Below are 22,102 nucleotides of genomic sequence, written 5' to 3'. Positions count from 1 at the left end.
GGTCATCGATCCGCCGGGCGACGACGGCCGGATCCACCCGCTGAGCGGCTTCAGGTCCGGGGTTCTGGTCCACATCGACTCCTCGGTGCCAGGGGTCACGCTCCGTGGTCATCAGCGACCTGGTCGCCCCCCTCGGGCGTGGGTGCCGGGCGGTTCCCCGCCCGGCCTTCCCCTCCAGCGTTGCCCCGACGGCGGGCGGCCGCCATAGGGGCCGCCCGGCCCGGCTGGCGTGGCGCGCCCGAATCACTGATGGTGGCAGGGGGAGTGCCACAGCTGTCGGAGGCGTGCGATGGACCAGGAACTCGGCCGGCGGAGCCGGCCCGTCACGGGCTGCCACGGCCGCGGCCGGTCCGTCGGAGCCCTCCTCGGACGGGTGGGCCGGGGGGCGGATGGCTCCGCACCCGGCCCCCGTGCGGAGCCATGAGCCTCCCGGCCGTCGACTACCGCGCGGTGTTCCAGGCCCTGCCCGGCATGGTCGCCCTCCTCACCCCGGACCTGGTGTACGTCGACGTCAACGAGGACTTCGTACGGATGTCCGGCCGTACCCGCGAGCAGCTCGTCGGCCGGTACCTCTTCGACGTCTTCCCCGACAATCCGAACGATCCGGACGCCACCGGCAGCCGCAACCTAGGGGTCTCCCTGCAGCGGGTCCTGGCGAGCGGCGAACGCGACACCATGGCCCTCCAGCGCTACGACGTCCAGTCCGCCGGCAGCGCCGGCGAGTGGGAGGAGCGCTACTGGAGCCCGGTCAACGCTCCCGTCCTGACCCCGGGCGGCGAAGTGGTGCTGCTCGTCCACCGGGTGGAGGAGATCACCGAACTCATCCGGGCCCACGGTCTGCCCGAGGGCAACCGCGCCCGCGTCCTGGAGGCGGAGCTCTACACCCGCGCGCGCGAACTGCAGGAGGTCAACGAACGCCTGCGCGAGGCCCACGACCGCGAACGGGAGGTCGCGCTCGCGCTCCAGGAGGCCATGCTCCCGGGCCCCCGACCGCTTGAGCACCACCTCGCCGCGGTCCGCTACCGGCCCGCCGTCGGGGCGCTGAACGTGTGCGGCGACTGGTACGACCTCGTCGAGCTGCCGGCCAACCGCGTGGCGGTCGCCGTCGGCGACGTGGTGGGCCACGGCCTCACCGCGGCGGGCGTCATGGGCCAGCTCCGCAGCGCCCTCAGCGCGGCCTCCCGGGTCGCCGTCGGGCCCGCCCAGGCGCTGGAGGTCCTGGGCCTCTACGCCCGCTTCGTCGACGGCGCCGAATCCACCACCGTCGCCACAGCCTTCATCGACTGCGACGCCCACACCGTCACCTACAGCAGCGCGGGCCACCCGCCGCCCGTCCTGCTGCACGGCGAGGGCACCGTCGAGTTCCTCGACCGGGCCACCGACCCGCCGCTCGGCGCCCGCCCCGAGCACCAGGCCCGGCCCCAGGCCGTCGCCGGCTTCACCCACGGCGACACGCTCGTCCTCTACACCGACGGCCTCGTCGAACGGCGGCGCGAGGACATCGACACCGGCCTGAACCGGCTCGCCGACGCGCTCATCCGCCACCGCCGGTTCGATCCCGACGCCCTCGCCGACCTCGTCCTCACCGAGCTGCTCCCGCCCGGCGGCGCGACCGACGACACAGCGCTCGTCATCGTCCGCCTCTGACCCCCGGCCGGCGGGGGGCGGCCTGTTCGGCCATCGGCCCGGTGAACTCCCCGCCCCGGTGGCCACCCCGGGCGACACCCTGACCACCTGGAAGACCACCACCCGTGTCGCGGGCCAGTACAACGCCGCCTACGACCTCTGGTACGCGGACACGGCCGGCGGGTGCGGTCCGACCACCTCGCACGAGCTGATGATCTGGCTCGACCGGCAGGGCGGCCCCGTCCCGCTCGGCACCGCCACCCAGCGTCACCCTCGGCGGCCGGACGTACCAGGTCTACCAGTACCAGAACGCCACCAACGGCAAGCAGGTCAGCAGCTACCTGCTCGCCGGTTCGAGCAACTACGCCACGGCGCAGCAGTGGCTGCCGTCGCCGACCGGCTACCTGCTGAACCCCGCGTCCGGGAAGTGCCTGGACGACCCGCAGTCCACCGCCGTCCAGGGCGTTCCGCTGAACCTGTGGACCTGCAACGGGACCGGCGCCCAGGTCTGGTACTCGGCGGTCTGACCCGGCCGGGCCACGCTCGGCCCGATCCGGCTCACCGCGAGCCGGATCGGGCCGGGGCGGCCATGATCGGAGCAGGGCCGCCGACGCCTGCTTCCCTCCCCCGGGGAGCGGGCCGGCGCTCCTCCGCAGGTGGGCGGCCGGGAGCGCGGCCGCGGTCGGACAGGAGGACCGGATGGGCCAGGACCAGGCGCGTCCCGTGCGGCGCGCGACCCCCGAGGAGCGGGCGGCGGCCGGTCGGGCGGCACGCCGGACGACACCGCGTTCCGCCCACGCCGAGTACCGGCCGGGCCCGGAGCGGCCCGACCCGCTCACGATCCTGGCGGCCCAGTCGGCGCTGCGCGTGCCGGAGCTGGTGCCGATCCGGTACGCCCGGATGGCCGAGTCCCCGTTCCGTTTCTACCGGGGCGCGGCCGCGGTCATGGCGTCCGACCTCGCGGGCACCTCCGACTCGGGCATCCGGGTCCAGCTCTGCGGCGACGCCCACATGCTGAACTTCCGGCTGCTCGCCTCGCCGGAGCGGCGGCTGGTCTTCGACATCAACGACTTCGACGAGACGCTGCCCGGCCCGTGGGAGTGGGACGTGAAGCGGCTGGCGTCGAGCCTGGTGATCGCGGGCCGGGCGAACGGCTTCGACGGGGCGCAGCGCGCGGACATCGTCGCCACGGCGGTCCGCTCGTACCGGGAGGCGATGCGGCGGTTCGCGGGGATGCGCAACCTGGACGTCTGGTACGCCCAGCTGGACTCGCAGCGGCTGCGGGAGCTGGCGGTGGGCCGGGTCTCCAAACGGGCCCGCCGGGGGCTCGACGAGGCGATGTCGAAGGCCCGCACCCGCGACAGCCTCCAGGCCTTCGGCAAGCTCACCGAGGTGACGGACGGCCTGGTCCGGATCGCCGCCGACCCGCCGCTGCTCGTCCCGATCGCCGACCTCCTGCCGGAGGTGGAGCGGACCGCGCTGATGGAACTGTTCCACGGCCTGGTGCGGCGTTACGCGAGCACCATGCCCGCCGACCGGCGCACCCTGCTCTCGGCTTTCCAGCTGGTGGACGCGGCCCGCAAGGTCGTCGGTGTCGGCAGCGTCGGCACCCGGTGCTGGATCTTCCTGCTCCTCGGCCGGGACGGCGAGGACCCGCTGTTCCTCCAGGCCAAGGAGGCCGGCGAATCGGTGCTGGCGCCGTACGTCGGCGCGAGCCGGTACGAGAACCAGGGCGAGCGGGTGGTCTCCGGCCAGCGGCTGATGCAGGCCACCAGCGACATCTTCCTGGGCTGGGAGCGGGTCGAGGGCATCGACGGCAGGCGGCGGGACTTCTACATCCGTCAGCTCCGCGACTGGAAGGGCATCGTCGTGCCCGAGCGGATGGTGCCGCGCGGCATGCGGGCCTTCGGCGAACTGTGCGGCGCCACGCTGGCCCGGGCGCACGCCCGGTCGGGCGACCGCATCGCCATCGCCGCCTACCTGGGGAAGCGGGACGCCTTCGACCGGGCCCTGGTGGAGTTCGCCGAGGCGTACGCGGACCGGAACGAGCGGGACCACCGGGCGCTGGTCGAGGCGGTCGCGGCGGGCCGGCTCCCGGCCGAGGCCGGCTGAGCCGTCGCGGCCCGCCGGGTCGCGCCGACCGGGGCCCGCTGATCAGCCCTCGGCCGACCGCGAACGGCCCTCGGCCCGGAGCCCCTCCCCGAGGGCGCGCAGGAGCGCCTCCCGGTCCACCGCGACCGGTTCGGGGCCCGGCCGGGCGGGATCACCGACCCGGTGGACCGGCATCCGGGCCCGGACGAGGGTCCGGCCGTCACCCGTCGGGGGGAGCTGGACGATTTCCAGCTCGGCCGCGACGACCTCCTCTCCCTCCCGCCCGGGCCGTAGTCCGACACAGAGGTGGAAGTCGAGCGACTCGTCGTCGGCGATGTCGACGGGGTACTCGGTGACCCCGGGGCCGACGGGCTGCCCGCGCTCCGACAGGTCCTCGAACTGCGGGGAGACCTGCTTGAGGTAACGCACCCCGCCACCGTCGTACGTGGTGATCCGCAGGGCGAGGTCGCGCAGCCCGGCCCGGCGGGTCCGGTCCACCAGGGAGGCCAGCTCCCGGTGGAGGCCCGGTGTCCCCGTGGGCGACGCGGGGGCGGGCACGATGTCGAGGGTGCCTCCCAACGCGGAGGTGACGGACCGGACCTGGGCCACCGACCACCGCTCGCCGATGCCCCGGGCGTGGCACGGGAAGCGGCCCGCGCAGGAGGCGAGGGCGGCGGCCAGGTCGTCGGCGCTCTCGGCCGCCGCCTCCAGGTCGGTCAGCAGGATCGCGGTGCGCGCCGCGTCGGCGTGGCCGGCGAACAGGCGGTCGGCCAGCCGGATCCAGCGGCCGAACGCCGCCGCGCCGACCGGCTCCAGCCCGGCCAGCGCCGCCCGCGCCCCGGCCTTGGCGGCCGCGGTCGCCCGGACCAGCCGCTGGGTGTCGGGGTAGAGCATCCGCGCGTACGCCGACCCCGCGACGACGGCGAAGGAGGCGTCCTCGTCCAGGCCGTCGATGACGGCCGCGACCGCCGCCCCGACCGCTCGGAAGTCCGCCTCGGGCAGCTCCGGCGACAGTCCGACCAGGAGGACGAGCGCGCGGGGCACGCCGGCCGCCGCACGGTCGGCGGCCCCGCTCGGGCCGGTCACCGTCAGGATCGTGTGCGCCTCCGTGGCGCCCGGGGCGAGGAACTCGTTGCGGTGCAGCTCCAGCCCGAGACCGCCGGAGTGCACCACGGCGGGAACAGCGGCCGGAACGGCGGGCGTCCGCGGCTCCGGCGCGGACCGGCGGCGGCCGACCGCCCGGCGCCGCGCCACGACGGCTCCCGCGTCGGCCGGGCGGTCCGCCGGATCCTTGGCGAGCAGCTCCGCGACCAGCTCGTCGAGCTCGTCGGGGACCTCGGGCCGCAGCGGGGCGAGACGCGGGGCCGGGGTCTGGAGGTGCTGGACCATCAGGGTCCAGAGGCCGCCGCGCGCCGGGAACGGCGGCCGTCCGGTGAGCAGCGCGAAGAGCACACAGCCCAGCGCGTAGAGATCGGCCCGTCCGTCGACCCGGGGACTGCGCCACTGCTCGGGGGCCATGTACTCGGGCGTGCCCATCACGCTGCCCTCCCGGGTGAGACCCGAGTCGGCCCGGACGTACCCGGCGAGTCCGAAGTCGCACACCTTGAGCGTGCCGTCGGGGAGCAGCATGAGGTTGGCGGGTTTGACGTCCCGGTGGACGATGCCCAGCCGGTGCGCGTAGGACAGGGCGCCCGCGAGTTGCGCGGTCAGCTCCACCGCCTCGTCGACGGGCAGCCCCGACGGCCGCCCGTGCAGGACCTCCCCGAGGTCGCGGCCCCGGAGCAGTTCCATCACCAGGTAGAGCCGGCCGCCCTGTTCGCCGCTGTCGAAGATCTGGGTGATGCCCGGGTGCTGGAACCGCGCTGTGACCTGCGCCTCGCGATGGAACCGCTGCGCGGCCACCGCGCCGACCGCCGACTGCGGGGCGAGGAACTTGATCGCGACCCCGCGGTCCAGCCGGGGATCGTGGGCCCGCCAGACCTCGCCCATCCCGCCGCGCCCGAGCAGTACCTCCAACCGGTACCGGTCGGCGATCCGCGTCCCCACAGCGTTCAAGGCGCCTCGCAATCCCCCGTGTCGCACGGCCCCCGCCGCTTCCGCCACTCTACGAGACCGGTCCGACGGCTGTGCATCGCGCGGGGCCCCGCGTCTGGGCCGTCCCGACCGGCGGCCGACCGGCGGCGCCCGCGCGGGTAGCATCCGAGCCGAGGCCGTCCGGCCACGACCGGTAGCCCAGCAGTGCGCCACCTCCGACACCGTCCGCTCCGTCGCCGCCGCCCGGCGGCGGCCCGCTCGACACCGCCCAGGGACCGACATGGCCTCCCCCTTCGCCGATCCGGCGTTCTACCGCGACCGCTACCCCGCCTACGCCGCCCTGCGCGAGGCCGCACCGGTCCTGCGCATCCCGATGGAGGGCGGCGGCCCCGGCACCGCGACCGTCGTCACCGGCTACCACGCGGCCCGCCAGGCCCTCACCGCCCCGCTGTCGAAGGACACCGGCGCGTACTTCGCCGACAAGCCGTCCAAGCGGTCCCTGCACCCGGCCGTCGCCCGCACCATGCTCGCCACCGATCCCCCGGAGCACACCCGGCTCCGCCGCCTGGTCACCAGGGCGTTCACCACCGCCGTGGTCGACGGACTCCGCCCGTACGTCCGCTCACTCGCCGAAGAACTCGTCGACCGCTGGGCACCCGGTAGCGAGGTCGACCTCGTCGAGGACCTCGCCGGGCCCCTCCCGGTCACCGTCATCTGCCAACTCCTGGGCGTCCCGCCGGAGGACCGCCCGGCCGTCCGCGGCTGGTCCACCGACCTGTTCGCCACCGGCGACCACGAGCGGATCGACTCGGCCTCGCACGCGCTGGCCGACTACCTGGCGGAGCTGATCGCCACCAAGCGGTCCGGGCCGGACGGTTCGCTGCTCTCCGAGCTGATCGCGGTCCGCGACAGCGACGCCGGCCGCCTCGGCGAGGAGGAGTTGCTGTCGCTGGCCGTGCTGCTGCTGGTGGCCGGGCACGAGACCACCACCGCGGCGATCGGCAACGCCGTCCTCGCGCTGCTCCGGCACCCGGACGACCTGCGACGCCTCGTGGCCGACCCGCACCGCATCCCGGCCGCGGTCGACGAACTGCTGCGCTACGACGCGCCGGTGAGCATCGCGACCTGGCGCTGGGCCCCCGAGGCGGTGCGCCTGGGCGACAGCGAGGTCCCCGCCGGCTCCCCGGTGTTCGTCTGCCCCGGCGCGGCCAACCGCGACCCAGCGCGGTTCGCCGACCCCGACCGGCTCGACCTCGACCGGCCCGACGCGGCCGGCCACCTGGCCTTCGGGCACGGGATCCACCGCTGCGTCGGCGCACCGCTCGCCCACGCCGAGATCGAGGTCGTCCTGCGGGTCCTCCTGGAGCGATTCCCGACCCTGCGGCTGGCCGTCCCGCCCGACCGAATCACCTGGCGCCACTCCCGGCTGGTGCGCGGCCTCGTCGCCCTGCCGGTCCGCCTGTAGGCGCCGCCGCGCTGTCCGCCGCTGCGGTGTGCCGGGGGCGCACGGCACCGCGCACGGCGGGGCACCGGCGCGGGGCCGGGAAGTCGCGAACGCTCTGTGTTCATCCCAAGGTGGGGTTTGGCTCAACTCCCCTGCCCGGTAGGACCGATAGCCCTGGTGGCGAAGGTTCCGCCGCCGGCGGGCCCGCCACCACCGAAGGGGAGACGACCATGGTGCGTAGGACGCACGTGCTGGGAGCCGGACTGCTGGCGGTCGCGCTGGCGGCGGGCACGGGGTGGGTCGCGCAGGCGAACGACGACGGCGCCGCCGGGCAGGAGCGCCAGGCATCGGTGAAGGCCGTCGACGCCATCGACGGCTACCAGGTGGTCAAGCTGGGCAACGCCAACGTCGGCAACTTCCAGCGCCGGACGGTCAATTGTCCCGCCGGCAAGCGGGCGATCGGCGGTGGCGCGGAGGCCCAGGGCAACGAGGCGGTCCTGGTCGGCAGCTTCCCGACGGACGGCGCCAACGGCTGGGTAGGCATCGGCCGCCAGCCCGGCAGCAGCAGCGTGGGCATCAGCGTCTACGTGATCTGCGCGAACGGCTGACCTGCGGCACCCGACAGCTGGACCGGCGGACCGGCCGGTCCGCTGCGGCACGTGGCTCCGGTCCCCGGGAATCGTCCCGGGGACCGGAGCCACGTCGTCGGTGCCGGCCGGTACACCGGCGGGCGTCAGCCACGGGGCACCCGTCCGTCGGACCGCCGGGGATGAACCCCGTTGCGAGCCCGGGGCGTTGGGAGTTCGCCGTCAGTCGCCGGACGGCGGAGCCGGGGCCGCCTTCAGTCCGTCCAGGGTGAGATCGAGGAGGCGTTCGGCCTGCTCGCGCTGGTCCGGTCCGGCGGAGGTGAGGGCGATCCCGGCGAGCGCGGCGAACATGTCGCTCGCGCTGATGTCGGCCCGGATCGTTCCGGCCGCGCGGGCGGCGTCCATCAGGGCAACGAGGGCGCCCTGGATCAGCTCGCGGCTGTCGGCATAGGGATTGCCGCCCGAAGCGACGACCGCCCGCAGGGCGTCGGCCATGCCGAACTTGGCGGTGGCGTAGTCGATGAAGCGGCGGGTCCACGCGCGCAGGGCCTCGGCGGGCGGCATGGTCGCCAGGAGCCCGGGGACGGCGTCGCAGAGCCGGGCCACCTCGTTGCGGTAGGCCGCCTCGACCAGCGCCTCCCTGGTCGGGAAGTTGCGGTACAGGGTGCCGGTTCCGACCCCCGCCTCGGCGGCGATTCGCTCGAAGGTCGCGTCGAGCCCCTCCTCGGTGAACATGCGCACGGCGGTGGCCAGGATCCTGTCCCGGTTCCGCTGCGCGTCGGCCCTCAGCGGGCGCCCTGAAGCTCGGGTCATCGGCGGCCCTCTCCCTCCTCCGTTGCTAAGCGGAGGATCCTCCGCTTAGTCTGAGCGAAGTGGCGGACCCTCCACTTTCAACTCTAGGGCACGGCCCGGCCTGCCCCCACTCACCTGTTCCGGAAGGACGGCCCCGTATGTCGGGAATCGAAGGCAAAGTCGTGGCGATCACTGGCGCCGGCAGCGGCATCGGCGAGGCGACCGCACTCCTGCTGGCCGCGCGCGGCGGGAAGGTCGTCCTCGGGGCACGCCGCACAGAGCGCCTGGAGGCCCTGGCCGCCCGTATCGAACAGGCCGGCGGCGAGGCCGCCTGGGTCCACACCGACGTGACGCGGCGCGACGACCTCGTCGGCCTCGTCCGGCTGGCCCGCGACCGGTACGGCAGGCTCGACGTCCTCGTCGGCAACGCCGGGGTCGGGCTGATCTCCCGCCTGGACGACCTGCGCGTCGAGGACTGGGAGCAGATGATCGACGTCAACCTCAAAGGCGTCCTGTACGGGATCGCCGCAGCCCTGCCGGTCTTCCGGGAGCAGGGCTCCGGACACTTCGTCAACACCGTGTCCACCGCCGGCCTGCGCATCGTGCCGCTCCAGTCGGTGTACGCGGCGACGAAGAACGCCGTACGGACCGTCTCGGAGGGCCTGCGCCAGGAGGCCGGCGACAGCCTGCGCGTCACCGTCGTCTCCCCCGGCGCCGTCCGCACGGACTTCGCGGAGCACATGGACCCGTCGGTGAAGCCGCAGGTCGACAAGCTGATGGAGATCGCCCTCCCGCCGGACGCGGTGGCCCGCGCCATCGCCTTCGCCATCGAGCAGCCGGACGGGGTCGATGTGGGCGACATCGTCGTCCGCCCCACCGCCCAGGGGTAGGTCCGCGTAACCGGTGCGGCCGGCCCGGTCGGGGCCCGGGAAACACCTCGCCGACCGGTGCGAGCGGCGCACCGGTCGGCGAGGGGGTGGATCAGGCCTGCGAGCGGCGGCGCGAGGCGACGACCGCGCCGGCGCCCAGGAGGACGGCCGCGCCGGCGGCGGCGGTGAGCTCCCCGAGCGGAGCGGTCGAGCCGGTGGCGGCCAGCGTGCCGGTACCGGTGCCCCGGACGGCCGCGGTGGGGACGGTGGCCGAGGTGGCCGTCGTGGCCGTCGTACCGGAGGTGACCGCGGCGGGAACCACCGCGGGGGCCGGCTGGGTGGTGCCGGACGTGCTCTGCACCGCCCCGGTGGCGGGCTTCGCGGCAGCCTCGGCGGCGGCCTTCGCGGCAGCCTCGTCCTTGGCACGAGCCGTGAACCGGCCCTCGGCCAGGAAGGCCCGGACGTCCGCGGCGGTGCCTTCGAGCGCGGCGAGGCCGGCCTTCCGGACCTCGGGCGTCCCGGTCTCGACGATCTGGGAGACGCGGATCCGGTCGTCGCTCTCCCGCAGCGGCTCCAGCTGCGCCTTCAGGAAGCGCTCGACGTCCGCCGCGCTGCCGGCGAGCGCCTTCTCGGCCGCCTCCCGGACGTGACGGCCGGTACCCGCGTCGTCGAGGATCCGCCGGACCTCGGCGCGGTTCTCGTCCTCGGCCCGGGCGACGAACTGGCCGACCTTGAGGAAGGCACGGACGTCGTCGATGGTGCCGTCGAGCGCGGCGCCGGCGGCGGCCCGCACCGCCGGGCCACCGACGGACATGATCTGGCCGAGCAGGACCCGGTCGTCGTCCTCGCCGGCCTTCTTGAGGCCTACCGTGAGGAACTGCTCGACATCCGCGGCCGTCCCCGCGAGCGCCTTCCGGGCGCCCTCGCGCACACCCGGCCCACTCTTCGGGTCGTCGAGGATCCGCTGCACCTCGGCGCGATTCTCGTCCTCGGCCCGCGCCTCGTACTGGCCGTGGTTCAGGAAGGCGCGGTACGCCTCGATGTCGTCCAGGGGGAACACGGCGTTGGCGGCCTTCTGCACGACCGGACCGCCGGCGCTCATGATCCGCGAGATCGCGATCCGCGCGTCGTCCCGGCGGATGCGGTCCACCTCCGACGCGAGGAAGCGCGCCCGGTCCTCGGGGGTGCCCGCGAGGGCCGCCGCCGCGTGCTCGCGCAGGTACTCGCTCGGCGCCGTGAGCAGGTAGCTGTTCGGGTAGACGAGCAGCTTCTCGATCGCCGCCCGGTTCTCGTCGTCCGTCTTCGTCCCCGCCGGGTCCGTCTGCTCCTGCCCCGCCGGGGCGCTGTCGGCGAACGCCGGGGTGCTGCCCAGGGCGACGGGCGCGGCGGCCGTGGCGAGGAGGACGGCGGTAGCGAGCGAACGACGGATCTTCAACGGTCACCCCAGGATCTGAAGACGGACGACCCCGACGCGGCTGCGCGGTGGTCGGCCGGGTGATCGTATCCCGACACCACCCCTCACACGCGAACACATTTCCGTCACGTCCCGGTCATTGGGTTTCCGACGACCCGGACCTTGGGTCTCCGACGACCCGGGCCGAGAGCACCGACCGCCTCCGCTCCGGCAGCTGACGGAGGGGGAGGCCCGGAGCGGCCGTGGACCGGTTCTCCGGGTCTCCCCGCCGGATCAGGACGTGCCGGTCCCGGCCGCGGGGGCGTTCGCCGGAACATCTCCTGTCCGGCCGCGGGAGGCGGCAGCAGCGCCTGGCCGCTCCGCCCGGGAGCCGGACGACTCCGGCGAACTTGGCGTCCGGCCGCTGTCACATCTTCCCGCCGCCGTCCGTCGAAGCAGCAGTGACCGTGTGAAAGCCCCGAGGAGGCACTTATGGAAACGCGATCGATCACGGCGGAGGTCCCGATGGCGCCGCGGATGACCGAGGACCCGGCGCAGCTCGTGCCCGAGCTGGCGGAGGTGTCGGCCGCGCTGTTCAGGGCCACCGGCAACGGTTCGGTGCCGCGCTCCACCATCAGCCTGGTCCAGCTGCGGGCCGGCCAGATCGTCGGCAGCACCTACCTGACCGTGCTGCACACCGGCTTCCTGCGCAAGGCCGGGGAGTCCGAGGAGCGCATCACCTCGGTGGCGTCCTGGGCCGACTCGCCGTACTTCACCGGTGCGGAGCGGGCCGCGCTGGCGCTGGTGGAGGCGGTGCTCCAGCCGTCCGTCCACGGCGAGCGGGTCTCCGACGAGCTGTACGGCCGGGCGACCGAGCACTACGACGCCCGGGCGCTCGCCACCCTGATGTTCGCGATCGGCCAGGTGAACTTCTTCATCGCGGTGGCGCTCATCGCCAAGCCGGTACCCGGGCGGTCGTTCACCGACCCGTGGCAGTAGGCCCACCGGGGCGCCCGGCCACGCGTGCGGCGTGGATCCGGGCGCCCTGCCCCGCCGTTCACCGCGCAAGCGCCGCCCGGGCGTGCCCCACCCGGCGCCGGGGCGCCGACGCCGATACTGCGGCCATGACGGTTCACCGCGGACAGCTCGCACGACGCCCCCTGCTCAGGGCCGCCGCCCTGGCGTTCGCCACGGCCTGCGGCGCGGGCGCCACCGTCGGCGCGGCGGGGCCGCGTCCGCCCCGGTCGCCCGGCGCGGAGACCGCGACCACAGGCGGGGCCCCGGGCGCGAGCACGGACGAGGCCACGGGCGCCCCCTCCGGGCCGCAGGAGTACGTGGACGCCGGACCGATGACCATGGCGCTGACCTTCGACGACGGCCCCGGCCCCTACGCCACGGCCGAACTCCTCACCGTCCTCCGGCAGTACGGTGTCACCGCGACCTTCTTCGTGATCGGCGCCAACGTCGAGAAGTACCCCCGTCTGGCCCGCCGAGTCGCCGAGGAGGGCCACGTCCTGGGCAACCACACCTGGTCCCATCCCCGCCTCGACGATCTGTCCGAGCCGCAGATCCGGGCGGAGATCGAGCGCACCACCGAGCTCGCCGTCGGCGTCACCGGCCGACGGCCGACGCTGTTCCGGGCCCCCGGCGGCCACTTCACCCCCGCCACCATGGCCGTCTGCGCGGACCTCGGACTGCGGCCGGTCTCCTGGTCGGTGGACCCGGAGGACTGGTCGAACCCCGGTGCCGACGTCATCGTGGACCGGGTGCTCGCCGGGGCCCGGACCGGTTCGATCGTCCTCAACCACGACGGCTGCCTCACCCCCGAGTTCCTGCCCGCCCGGGGCGGGCCGGCCGACCGCTCGCAGACCGTCGCCGCCGTCCGGCACTACCTGCCCCGGCTCGTCGACGCCGGGTACCGGTTCACCGTCCCGACCGCATGACCGGCGGCCGTCACCCCGACTCCGCCGTGGGCGGGACGACGCGCACGTCGCCCGACCGCACGAAGGCGAGCCGGTGGTCGAAGCGGATCGCGTAGTAGGTGTCCCGGCCGACCACCAGGATCCGGCTGTCGGGCGTGTCGGTACGGATCGTCCGCTGCTGGAAGAAGTCGGCCGGCCGGGGTGACTCGTCCGCCGCGACGTACACCTGGCCCGCCGGGAGGGTGGCCCGCAGGGCGACCACCGGCGGCGGGTCGACGGCCGGGTGGTCGGTGTAGGCGGAGGCCTCCGGATAGGCGCGGCCGTACACCGGGACCGAGGCCGGTCCGGGGCGCGGGGTGAGCAGCGTAAGGCCGGCCGCTCCCACGCGGCGGGTGCTCAGGCCCGCGGGATCGGGGAACCAGCACTTCTGCCCGTCGTACCAGATCGCCGTCCAGTCGCCCTCGCGCCCGGCCACCACGTAGCGGGCGCCGGTGACGGCGGTGTCGCTCCAGTCGTCGGGCCTGGTGGACCCGTCGTTGACGAGCGGCGCGTCGGCGGCCGGACCGGTGCGCAGCAGGACGGCGTTGCGCGCCTGCAGCTCCCGGGCCTGCGGCGGCAGCGGCCCGGTCGCCACGAGCGGCGCGACGACGGCCACCGTGTCACCCGGCCGCGGCGGACCGTCGGCCGGCCCGGGCGGCGCCCCCAGCAGTTCGAAGTAGTGCTCCCAGTCCCAGTACGGGCCCGGGTCCCAGTGCATGTCGGACACCGCCGCCTGGGTCGGCGCCGGGACTTCGTCGTGGCCGATGACGTGCTCGCGGTCCAGCGGCACCGCGAACCGGGCCGCGAGGTGGCGCACCAGCTCCGCGGAGGACCGGTACAACTGCTCGGAGTACCAGGTGGGCCGGTCGGTGGGGAGCGCGAAGCCCTCGTGCTCGATCCCGATGCTGTGCATGTTGACGGTCTTGTTGCCGGAGTGCCAGGCGATGTCGTGCGTGGCCACCAGCTGGGTGACGTGGCCGTCGGAGGCACGGACGAGGTAGTGCGCGCTGGCCTGGGCCCGGGGGTCCTGGAAGTACTCGATCGCCCCGTCGAAGCCGCCCTCGGTGTCGTGCAGCACGAGGGTGCGGATCCGCAGGCCGTCGGCGGGGCGGTCGGCCGGGTTGTAGTTCCCCCATGACGTCGGGTCCGCGGCGTCGGCCAGGGCGTACGCGGCGGGCACGAAGTCGCACCCGAGCTCGTCCGGGCACTCGGCGACCGGCCCGTCGGCCCGGCGCGAAGGCTGCTCGGCGGGCCGGTGCGGCCGGGCGGTGGGCGGCACGAGGTCCGGTTCGGCGGCGAGCCTCACCCGCGCCCCCTCGGAGGTGGTCCGCTCCGCGCCCACGCGCAGGGTCTCGAAGACCCGGTCCGCGAACCGACGGCCCGGCTCGTCCTCACCCGCCCCGCGCCCGAAGCGCGTCACCGCTTCGTACCAGCCGCCGGCGCCGTCGCGGACCGGTCCCGGCAGCGCGTTCCGGTATCCCGCCAACAGGGCCGCGCCGCCGCGGAGGTTCTGCAGCGTGTCCCGCTTCACCTCCTCGGCCGGGCGGTGGATCAGGGCGGCCGCCGCACGGAGCGTGTGGAGCGCCGGGGAGTCCGTGACCCGGGGTTTCGCGGCGCCCGCCGCGCCGCGCCGGGCCGGGTGGTCGGCGTTGACGGCGTTGACGGCGCTGACGGCGTTGACGGCGGCGACGTCGACGTCGGTCAGCCCCAGCACGCCGTGGTTCCCGGTGGTACTCGGCCTGCCCTGGTGGGACTCCCAGCGGCTCTCCTGGTAGGCGAGTGCCAGGAGTACTCCGACCGGCACGCCGAACTCCCGTGCGGCCGAGGTGAATTGCCACTGCAGGAGGCGCTCCCGCGCGGGCCCGCCGTCGGCGCGGGCGGCGGCCGGACAGACCACGCAGGCCGCGGTGGCCAGGGCGGTCAGCACGGCCGCGCCCCGGCGCCGGGCCGGGCCGCCGGAGCGCGAAGGACGGCCCGGTGGCACCGGGGCGGCGGACCCGGCCGTGGCCGCCCACCGGCCGGTCGCGAGCGCCACCAGCCGCCGGTGGAAGGAGTCGTGGCCCATCGGGCTCAGAGGACCCGGACGCTGTACAGCTCGCCGACGATCTCCTCACCCGGGGTGACGGTCCCGGTCCGACGGGTGCAGTCCGGCCGGTCGTGCAGCTCGATGTCGTGACCGGTGAGATTGCGCACGGCGTACGCGGGCGGACCGGGCGACACGAGGGTGCGGCACTCGCCGGGGCGCAGGCCGCTCTCCACGGTCTCCGCCTCGGCCGCTCCGTCCGGCGCGCCGGTGGGGTGCTGCCAGACGAGGGTGCCGGCGACCGCGTCGGCGGAGTCCTGTTCCCTGCTCGCCGGTGCGGTGTCCCAGGGCTGCGGGTGCTCGACGGGGCGGACGGCGGAGGCCCGGTCGCGGTAGGCGCCGCCGGGCACGAGCGTGGCCGGGGCGAAGAGTTCGGGCACGGTGACCAGGGTGTAGCCGGCCCCGCGCAGACGGCGGACGAGCTCGGGCACCACGGCGAGCGTCTCGCGCTGGTTCTCGGTGTCGTGCATCAGGATGACCGACCCCGGTCGCACACCGGCCTCGACCCGGGCGAGGACCTGCGCCGGATCGTGGTGGTCCCAGTCCCGCGTGTCGATGTCCCACAGCACCAGCGGGTGCCCGAACCTGCGGACCTCGGCGCTGAAGGAGCCGTACGGCGGTCGCACCAACTCCGGCCGCTCACCGAGTACTTCGGCGATCGCCTGCTCGCCGCCCGCCAGTTCGGCGCGCACCTGCGCGGGCGTCGACGCCCCGAGACGCGGATGGGTCAGGCTGTGGTTGCCGATCACATGGCCCTCCGCCGCCTCACGCCTCAACCGGTCGGGCCACCACCGCACTTGATCCCCGACGGCGAAGAACGTCGCCTTCACCCGGGCGGCGGCCAGATCGTCGAGCAGCTCCGCCGTCGCCGCGGAGGGCCCGTCGTCGAAGGTCAGCGCCACACAGGCCAGGCGCTCGCAGTCCGGCCCCGCCGGCGCCGAACCACCGGTCGGCGCGGGCGTCGCGGGTGTCGCCGGTGTCGCGGACACCGGCCCCGGCGCCAGCAGCGCCGCACACACCCCCAGAACCACCGGCCACATCCGCACGCCTCGTCGCATGCGCTCACCGTAGCCAGCACCACTCGCGCAGCGGCGCAGCGCGGACGAACCGCCATCCGATCGGCTCAACCACCGGAGCCGCCCCGCAGGGGGTGCGTCGCGGCATGGGCCGGCTCTCCGTCGACCGGCTCGGGGCGAGTGACCCGACAGGCGTGCGGGCGGCCCTCCCGGGCGGCCCCGGTCCGCGGCCGCCCGTTCGGGCCACCAGCCCGTGGCTACGGGGCCGCGGCCCGCTACTCCTCGGGGTCGGCGACGTTCAGCGTCAGCTCCGCGGTGTGGAGTTGCCCGGCGGTCTGGAACTGCAGGAAGACCCGCCAGTTCCCGGGCGCCCCGAGCAGGGCCATGAAGGTCAGCGTCGGACCGCCGTGCTCGCCGTCGACCCGGTCCGTCGGGTGGAGGTGGGCCAGCGCCCGGTCGCCCTGGTGGAAGGCGGTGAGGTGGGCGTAGCTGTCCAGGTACGGCTGGAGGTCGGTGACTGGTTGGCCGTCCCGGCTGATGGTGGCGGTCAGCCGGTGCGCACCGGCCATCGGCTCGCTCCGGAGGTCGACGGTGTAGCCGTCCACGGTGGTGCCGCCCGCCGGAGCGGGCAACGGCACCGTCGAGGCCGCGCCGGGCACGGTCACGGTGCGGCTGAGCACGAGTTCGCCGGCGCGCGGGCCGGTGTTCGGCAGGAACGACGTGTACAGCCGCCAGTCGCCGGGGGCGAGGGCGGACAGGTCGGCGGTCCAGGTGCCGTCGGCGGCCATCGTCGGGTGCAGGTGCTGGAAGCCGGTGAGGTCGGAGCGGATCGCGTAGAAGTGCAGCTTCTTGCTCTGGTGCTCGGCGAAGTCGGTGACCGGCCCGCCGTCCGGGCCGGTGATGGTGAACGAGCAGGCCGTCGCCCGGCCGGCGGGCAGCTCCGCGCTCCTGAGGTCCAGGCGGTAGCCGTCCTGTTCGGCGGCGAGGCCCCGTGCGGGCGCGGGCGTCCCGGGCACCCCCGGCATCGCGGTGGGCCCGGCGGTCATCGCTCCGTGGTCCATCCCGAACATCCCGGGCATCCCGGACTTCCCCGCTGTGCCCGAGGTGCCGGAGGCCACCGCCGGCCCGGCCTGCGCGGAGGGGCCGCACGCGACGAGCCCGACGAGCCCGGCGACCAGCAGCGCGGGCACGCAGGACGCCAGTGCCCAACCAGGGGAGAACGAACGAACGGCAGCGGACATCGGCGGGTCTTTCCGGGTGAGCGCGGGACGGCGCTTGGACGAGCGGGTGCGGGGCGGGTTCGGTCAGGCCTGGGCGGCGGACACCGGGGCGTCCGGGTCGCGCTCCGCGCCGCCGAGTGCGGCCTCTCACGGGGCGCTCCCCCCTCCTCTCCGGCCGACGGCACGGTGCCGTGCGAGCCGAGGGAACCGGCCGCACTGAACAGGAGACCGGCGAGGGGCGCCGGGATAACCGAAAGTTCGGCTCGGGCGCGGAGGCCGGCCGGGGCGAGCGGGCAGGCTCGTAGGGCCACGCAGCGCGCGAGCCCGACAGCACCGCGGGCCGTACCCGCCGATCGGCGGGTACGGCCCGGGTCCCGGACTGCATGCCCTCTCACTCGTGGTCACGGTGGCCCGGCGCGCGGGGGCGGCGTCGGCGGCTAACCCGCGTTCCCGGCCCGGCGGCCGACGAGGCCGGTCAGCGCGCCGACGGTCCTGCGCGGCGCCTGCCGCAGGTCGCGGTCCGGGTGGAGCACCGTGCGGAACGCGGCCCAGGCGAGCGCCCCCAGGACGAAGCCGTAGGCGGAGACCAGCCCGTGGCCGTTCTCCTGGGCGAACCACATCGCCAGCCCGAGCGCGGGCACACCGAAGGCGAGCAGCCGGTTGACGCGGACCGCCTTGCCGTCCGCGGCCCCGTCGCCCTCGCCACCGGCCCGGCCGAGGCGCTGGTCGGCCCCGCCGTGCAGCAGCAGGGCCGCGGCCAGCGTCGCGCCGAGGAAGTAGGTGGCGCCCGAGCTGCCGGCGAAGTTGCGCGGGTCGGTGCTGTGCGAGGTCTGGCCCCACAGCTTGTCGATCTGCTCGGGCAGCAGGATGCCCGCGGCGAACAGGCCGAGCGTCAGCGGCGCGCCCCAGAACCAGTCGGCGAAGGCCGCGACGACGGCGAGGGTGGCGATGTTCCAGGCCGCGCCGCCGATGCCGCCGTTCTGCATGAAGACCGAGGTGACCACGCGCCACCAGCCGGACTTCGCCGGGTCGGCGTCGAACGCTCCCATCGCCCCCGACCAGCAGAGCTGGAGGGCCACGCCACCGAGCGCGATCGCGGTCAGCGCGACCGCCGCCCAGGGGATCCGCCGCGCGGTCAGCGTGTTCTGGCCGACCAGGGCGAGACCGCCCTTGAACATCAGCACCATCAGTGCCGCCGTGGTCACGTTGAACAGAACGATGTCCATCGTCACCACCCCCCTCCGAGCCGTGTGCGATTTACTGATCATGACAGTAGCGCGGCCCAGGCCATTTTCAAACACTGTTTGAAACCGGCGGCCCGGGCAACGGATGACCGTTGCCCGGGCCGCCGCAGTCGCCGCCGAGGTCACCCCTCGATCGCGTCCGGGATCCACGAGCCGTGCAGCCCGGCGCTCACCCGCTGCGGCAGGTGGACGGTGGCGATCCGGTCCAGGCCGGAGGCGTCCAGGACCAGCAGCTGGGACGCGTCCTGCTTGAGGTCGGACACGACCGTCAGCAGGTAGCCGTCGTCCTCGCGGGTGGCACCGCCGGCGGGCACGAAGACCGCCTCGCTCGGCAGCCGGGCGTCACCGACCTGGTGGATCCGCCGGGCACCGGTGGTGCGGTCGTACTTGACGACGCCGTAGCCGCCGAAGCCCTGCTCGTCGGGGAAGGAGATGGCGTACTGGTAGCGGTTCTCGGCGCCGAGGTACCGCTCGTTGAGGGTGGGGAACTCCACCGCGAGGTCGTCGATGATCTGCTCGTCGACCGTACCGGCGGCGAGGTCGACCACCCAGCGGCGGGTGAGCGAGCGGGCGACCGGCTCGGTGCCGCGCCCGGGCGCGCCCACCCACCAGTTCCAGGAGAGCCGGAAGCCCTCGCGGTCCACCGTGGGGCCCTCCAGGACGACGCGGCCCTGGCCGTCCTCGTAGGCGTTGCCGACGTGCAGCATGTTGCCCGGCTCGATGGAGAACCAGCGGACGTGGCGGGCCCCGTCGGCGCCGCGCGGCATGATGCCGATGCGGGAGAGCTGGGTGTCGCTCCAGCTGTAGGGGATGCCGGAGTGCTCGGCGGGGTCGAAGGTGACGTTGCCCTCGACGAAGACCACATGGCCGCTGGTGAGCGCGAAATCGTGCTTGAGCGCGGCACTCGCGCCCGGGACCTCGGCGGTGTGGACGATCTCGCCCTTGGCGTCGGCGACGTGGTACGTCAGGAACGGCGGGAACGGCGAGGAGCCGAAGAAGTGCAGTTCCCCGGTGACCGGGTCCTCCTTGGGGTGCGCGGTCATCGCGGAGGTCAGCTTGCCGCCGAAGTCGTAGGCGCCCACGGTGTCGAGCTCCGGGGTGAGTTCGAAGGGCAGGTTGGCCTCGCAGAGCGCGAGGAGGCGCCCGGCGTGCTCGATGACGTGGGTGCCGGCGGCGCTGGCGGTCAGGTCCGGGCCGTGCTCCGTCATGTAGGGGGCACCGTCCAGGGCGGGGGTGCGCACCCAGCGGTTGCGGTACCACTCGGCGCGGCCGTCCCGCAGCCGGATGCCGTGCACCATGCCGCTGCCCTTGAACCAGTGGGTGGGGGTGACGCCGGGCTTGGGGTTGTGGCCGTTGCGGAGCAGCCGGCCGGTCAGCTCGGGCGGCAGGTGGCCCTCCACGGTCAGGCCGGTGGCGGTGACCTCGTCGACGACGGGGGTGAAGTGACCGGTCAGGTAGGGCTTCTCGGTGCTCATGGCGGGGTTCCTTCTCGGTGGTGACGGGTGGTCGGGGGTGTGGCGGTCGGGGGGGGTGTGGTGGACGGGGGGTGTGGTCCTCGGGTCAGCGGCCGGTCAGCGGGAGCGGGACGGCCGTCGCCGCCGGCGCTCGGACCGGGCGGCGGGCCAGGTACCCGGCGAGCGCCGCGCTGACGACGAGGACGAGGGCGGAGACGAGGAAGGCGGCCCGGTACCCGCTGGTGAGGGCTGCCGCGTGCGACGCGTGGCCGGCGGCGCCGGCGGTGACCGAACCGGCCAGGGTGGCCAGGGCGGCGAGGCCGATCGCGCCGCCGACCTGTCGGGTGGTGTTCACCAGGCCGCCGGCCAGGCCCGCGTCCTGCGGCGGGACGCCGTCCACGGCGAGCGCGGTGAGCTGGACGAAGGCGACGCTCAGACCGAGGCCGACCAGGACGCTCGGGCCGAGGATGTCGGCGAGGTAGCTTCCGTCCGCATCGATCCGTGACAGCCACAGCAGCCCGGCGGCCTCGGTGAGCAGCGCCGCGGTGACGGTCGCGGTGGCGCCGAGCCGCCGGGCGATCCGGGGCGCCAATGACGCACCGATCATATTGGCTGCCGCGAGCGGGAGTTGGCCCGCGCCGGTGGCCAGTGGCCCGGATCCGAGCACCTGTTGCTGGTAGAGCGGCAGGAAGAAGAACAGCGCGATCCACACGGATCCCAGCAGCGCCATCAGCAGGTTGCCCGCGGCGACCCGGCCGGTGGTGAGCAGTCGGCGCGGCACCAGCGCGTCGGGGCGGCCGCGTTCGACCACGACGAAGGCCGCGAACAGCGCCGCGGCCGCGCCGAGCGCGCCCAGCACCCGGGCGTCCGTCCAGCCGGCGCCGCGTGCGGTGGTCAGGCCCCAGACGAGACAGGTCAGCGAGAGGGTGACGGTGGCGGTGCCCAGCAGGTCGAACCGCCCCGTCCGCGCGCCGGTCTCCGGCGGCACGAGCACCGCCACGGCGGCCAGGACCAGCGCCGTGCCGAGCGCGACCGAGTGGAAGATCCAGGGCCAGCCCCAGGCCTGGGTGAGGACACCGCCCAGCAGGACGCCGCCCGCTCCCCCCGCGCCGGAGACCGCGCCCCACACGCCCAGCGCCCGGCCGCGCCCGGGTCCGGAGGGGAACTGGCCCATCACCAGGGCGAGCGCGGCCGGCGCGATCGCGGCGGCGGCGAGGCCCTGCGCCGCGCGGGCGGCGATCAGTACGCCCGGGGTGGTGGCCAGGCCGGCCGCCAGCGAGGCCGCCACGAACAGCCCGAGGCCGGACATCAGCACCCGGCGGCGGCCGAGGAGGTCGCCCGCCCGGCCGCCGGCCAGGAGCAGCGCCCCGAAGGCCAGGCCGTAGGCGTTGACCACCCAGGTGGTCCCGCCGTCCGACAGGCCGACGCCGGTGCGGATCTGCGGGAGGGCCACGTTCACGATCGAGGTGGCGAGCATGACGGTGAACTGGGCCGCCGCGAGCGCCGCGAGGGCGGCTCCCGGCCGGGTGGCCCGGGGTCCGGCCCGGTCGGTGTGCGTGTGTGCATCGGTCATGGGCACAGACTCGTGCGGAGCGTTGTCCACTCTCCAGGGCCGGCGGGGACGGGGACTGTTCACTCCTGTCCACCGCTGTCCACCCGGGCCGAGCCGCGGCCGGGCCCGACCCGGGGGGCACAGGGGCGCAGGCGGGGGTGCGCCCTGCGCGGGGACGCGGTAACGCGCGGGCGCGGGGATGGCGTCGGACACCGCGACGGACGGCGGGTATCCGCCAAGCTGTCCAGCCCCGGCGGCGGTTTCCGGTCCTGATGGCGGGCCCCCGCGGTGGCGCCCACGCCGCACCTCCCGCCCGCGCCGCCCCGTCCGAAGCACCACCGCCGCTCCGGCGCGCGGCCGGAGCCGCCGGCCGAGGGGGCGCCGACGTGCCTGTTCGCGGCGGCTCCCGTGATTCCGGTCCGGGCGGGCGGCGGTGCGGGGGCACGGAGCGGACCCGGGTGGGCGGTCCGGCCGGAGGATGGCCGATTCCCGTCGGTGCGGGCCGATGTGATGATGATTCAACTCTGGAATCCGTGCGGTTGCGTTCGATTGTGTTTACTGTTGGCGCATCGGGCTGCGGGTGTTCGGAACCCCCGCTGCAGTGCCGCAGCGGAGCCCCCGTCATGACCTTCCAGGATGACCGAACCCGTCAGCGGTTCCGGCCCTGAGACGAACCCAGACCTGAGCGAACAGCGCCACCTTGTTCGAGCGAAATCAAACAGACTCGCACAGAGGA

At 74.9% G+C, this 22,102-nt stretch carries 17 protein-coding genes; 8 read left to right on the top strand and 9 right to left on the bottom strand.

What is annotated here, in order from left to right; all coding sequences use genetic code 11:
- Positions 1-420: 420 nt before the first annotated feature.
- The 3 genes from ACZ34W_RS32445 to ACZ34W_RS32435 all read left to right on the top strand — a co-directional run bounded on the left by ACZ34W_RS32445 (position 421) and on the right by ACZ34W_RS32435 (position 3,738).
- A complete protein-coding gene (locus ACZ34W_RS32445; protein WP_465609199.1) occupies positions 421-1,647 on the top strand; it encodes a PP2C family protein-serine/threonine phosphatase in 1,227 nt (408 codons plus the stop codon).
- A gap of 320 nt (positions 1,648-1,967) precedes the next feature.
- Positions 1,968-2,153, top strand: coding sequence for an RICIN domain-containing protein (locus ACZ34W_RS32440; RefSeq protein ID WP_465609203.1), 186 nt, complete (start codon positions 1,968-1,970; stop codon positions 2,151-2,153).
- A gap of 172 nt (positions 2,154-2,325) precedes the next feature.
- The gene (locus tag ACZ34W_RS32435) at positions 2,326-3,738 is read left to right on the top strand and encodes a DUF2252 domain-containing protein (RefSeq protein ID WP_465609197.1); all 1,413 of its coding nucleotides are present in this window, start codon (positions 2,326-2,328) and stop codon (positions 3,736-3,738) included.
- Between the two features lie 42 nt (positions 3,739-3,780).
- On the opposite strand, the gene ACZ34W_RS32430 is transcribed toward ACZ34W_RS32435, so the two are convergent.
- On the bottom strand, positions 3,781-5,763 hold the full coding sequence (locus ACZ34W_RS32430) for a serine/threonine-protein kinase (protein ID WP_465609201.1): 1,983 nt from the start codon (positions 5,761-5,763) through the stop codon (positions 3,781-3,783).
- A 268-nt stretch (positions 5,764-6,031) separates the two neighbouring features.
- Between ACZ34W_RS32430 and ACZ34W_RS32425 the strand changes: the two genes are divergently transcribed.
- Both ACZ34W_RS32425 and ACZ34W_RS32420 read left to right on the top strand, forming a co-directional pair.
- Positions 6,032-7,216 (top strand): cytochrome P450 family protein, encoded by a 1,185-nt coding sequence (locus ACZ34W_RS32425; protein ID WP_465609195.1) that lies wholly within the window; start codon positions 6,032-6,034, stop codon positions 7,214-7,216.
- Positions 7,217-7,425: 209 nt separating this feature from the next.
- Positions 7,426-7,803: a hypothetical protein gene (locus tag ACZ34W_RS32420; protein ID WP_329485546.1), complete on the top strand. Its 378-nt coding sequence runs from the start codon at positions 7,426-7,428 to the stop codon at positions 7,801-7,803.
- A 201-nt stretch (positions 7,804-8,004) separates the two neighbouring features.
- Here the strand turns inward: ACZ34W_RS32420 and ACZ34W_RS32415 are convergent, their stop codons facing one another.
- Positions 8,005-8,595 carry a TetR/AcrR family transcriptional regulator gene (locus ACZ34W_RS32415; RefSeq protein WP_465609194.1) on the bottom strand — a complete coding sequence of 197 codons (591 nt, stop codon included), beginning with the start codon at positions 8,593-8,595 and terminating at the stop codon, positions 8,005-8,007.
- Positions 8,596-8,732: 137 nt separating this feature from the next.
- On the opposite strand from ACZ34W_RS32415, the gene ACZ34W_RS32410 reads away from it, so the two are divergent.
- On the top strand, positions 8,733-9,464 hold the full coding sequence (locus ACZ34W_RS32410; protein ID WP_465609193.1) for an SDR family oxidoreductase: 732 nt from the start codon (positions 8,733-8,735) through the stop codon (positions 9,462-9,464).
- Between the two features lie 91 nt (positions 9,465-9,555).
- Here ACZ34W_RS32410 and ACZ34W_RS32405 read toward each other — a convergent pair whose 3' ends face one another.
- Positions 9,556-10,878 carry an ALF repeat-containing protein gene (locus ACZ34W_RS32405; RefSeq protein WP_465609192.1) on the bottom strand — a complete coding sequence of 441 codons (1,323 nt, stop codon included), beginning with the start codon at positions 10,876-10,878 and terminating at the stop codon, positions 9,556-9,558.
- A gap of 450 nt (positions 10,879-11,328) precedes the next feature.
- Here ACZ34W_RS32405 and ACZ34W_RS32400 point away from each other — a divergent pair, with 450 nt between their 5' ends.
- The gene (locus tag ACZ34W_RS32400; protein WP_329485550.1) at positions 11,329-11,835 is read left to right on the top strand and encodes a carboxymuconolactone decarboxylase family protein; all 507 of its coding nucleotides are present in this window, start codon (positions 11,329-11,331) and stop codon (positions 11,833-11,835) included.
- A 125-nt stretch (positions 11,836-11,960) separates the two neighbouring features.
- On the top strand, positions 11,961-12,779 hold the full coding sequence (locus ACZ34W_RS32395; protein ID WP_465609191.1) for a polysaccharide deacetylase family protein: 819 nt from the start codon (positions 11,961-11,963) through the stop codon (positions 12,777-12,779).
- A 10-nt stretch (positions 12,780-12,789) separates the two neighbouring features.
- Here the strand turns inward: ACZ34W_RS32395 and ACZ34W_RS32390 are convergent, their stop codons facing one another.
- The 6 genes from ACZ34W_RS32390 to ACZ34W_RS32365 form a co-directional block, all read right to left on the bottom strand.
- Positions 12,790-14,862, bottom strand: a complete 2,073-nt coding sequence (locus ACZ34W_RS32390; RefSeq protein ID WP_465609190.1) for an N-acetylmuramoyl-L-alanine amidase — start codon at positions 14,860-14,862, stop codon at positions 12,790-12,792.
- 5 nt (positions 14,863-14,867) lie between these two features.
- Positions 14,868-15,938: a polysaccharide deacetylase family protein gene (locus ACZ34W_RS32385; protein ID WP_465609189.1), complete on the bottom strand. Its 1,071-nt coding sequence runs from the start codon at positions 15,936-15,938 to the stop codon at positions 14,868-14,870.
- Between the two features lie 233 nt (positions 15,939-16,171).
- Positions 16,172-17,137, bottom strand: coding sequence for a hypothetical protein (locus tag ACZ34W_RS32380; protein ID WP_465609188.1), 966 nt, complete (start codon positions 17,135-17,137; stop codon positions 16,172-16,174).
- Between the two features lie 416 nt (positions 17,138-17,553).
- Entirely contained in the window at positions 17,554-18,342 is a 789-nt protein-coding gene (locus ACZ34W_RS32375) for a hypothetical protein (protein ID WP_465609187.1), read from the bottom strand.
- Between the two features lie 140 nt (positions 18,343-18,482).
- Positions 18,483-19,835 carry a carotenoid oxygenase family protein gene (locus ACZ34W_RS32370; protein ID WP_465609185.1) on the bottom strand — a complete coding sequence of 451 codons (1,353 nt, stop codon included), beginning with the start codon at positions 19,833-19,835 and terminating at the stop codon, positions 18,483-18,485.
- A gap of 85 nt (positions 19,836-19,920) precedes the next feature.
- Entirely contained in the window at positions 19,921-21,387 is a 1,467-nt protein-coding gene (locus ACZ34W_RS32365; protein ID WP_465609183.1) for an MFS transporter, read from the bottom strand.
- Between the last annotated feature and the right edge of the window lie 715 nt (positions 21,388-22,102).

Source organism: Kitasatospora sp. NPDC022856 (genome assembly GCF_055561235.1).
This window is presented reverse-complemented; position numbering and strand designations above follow the sequence as displayed.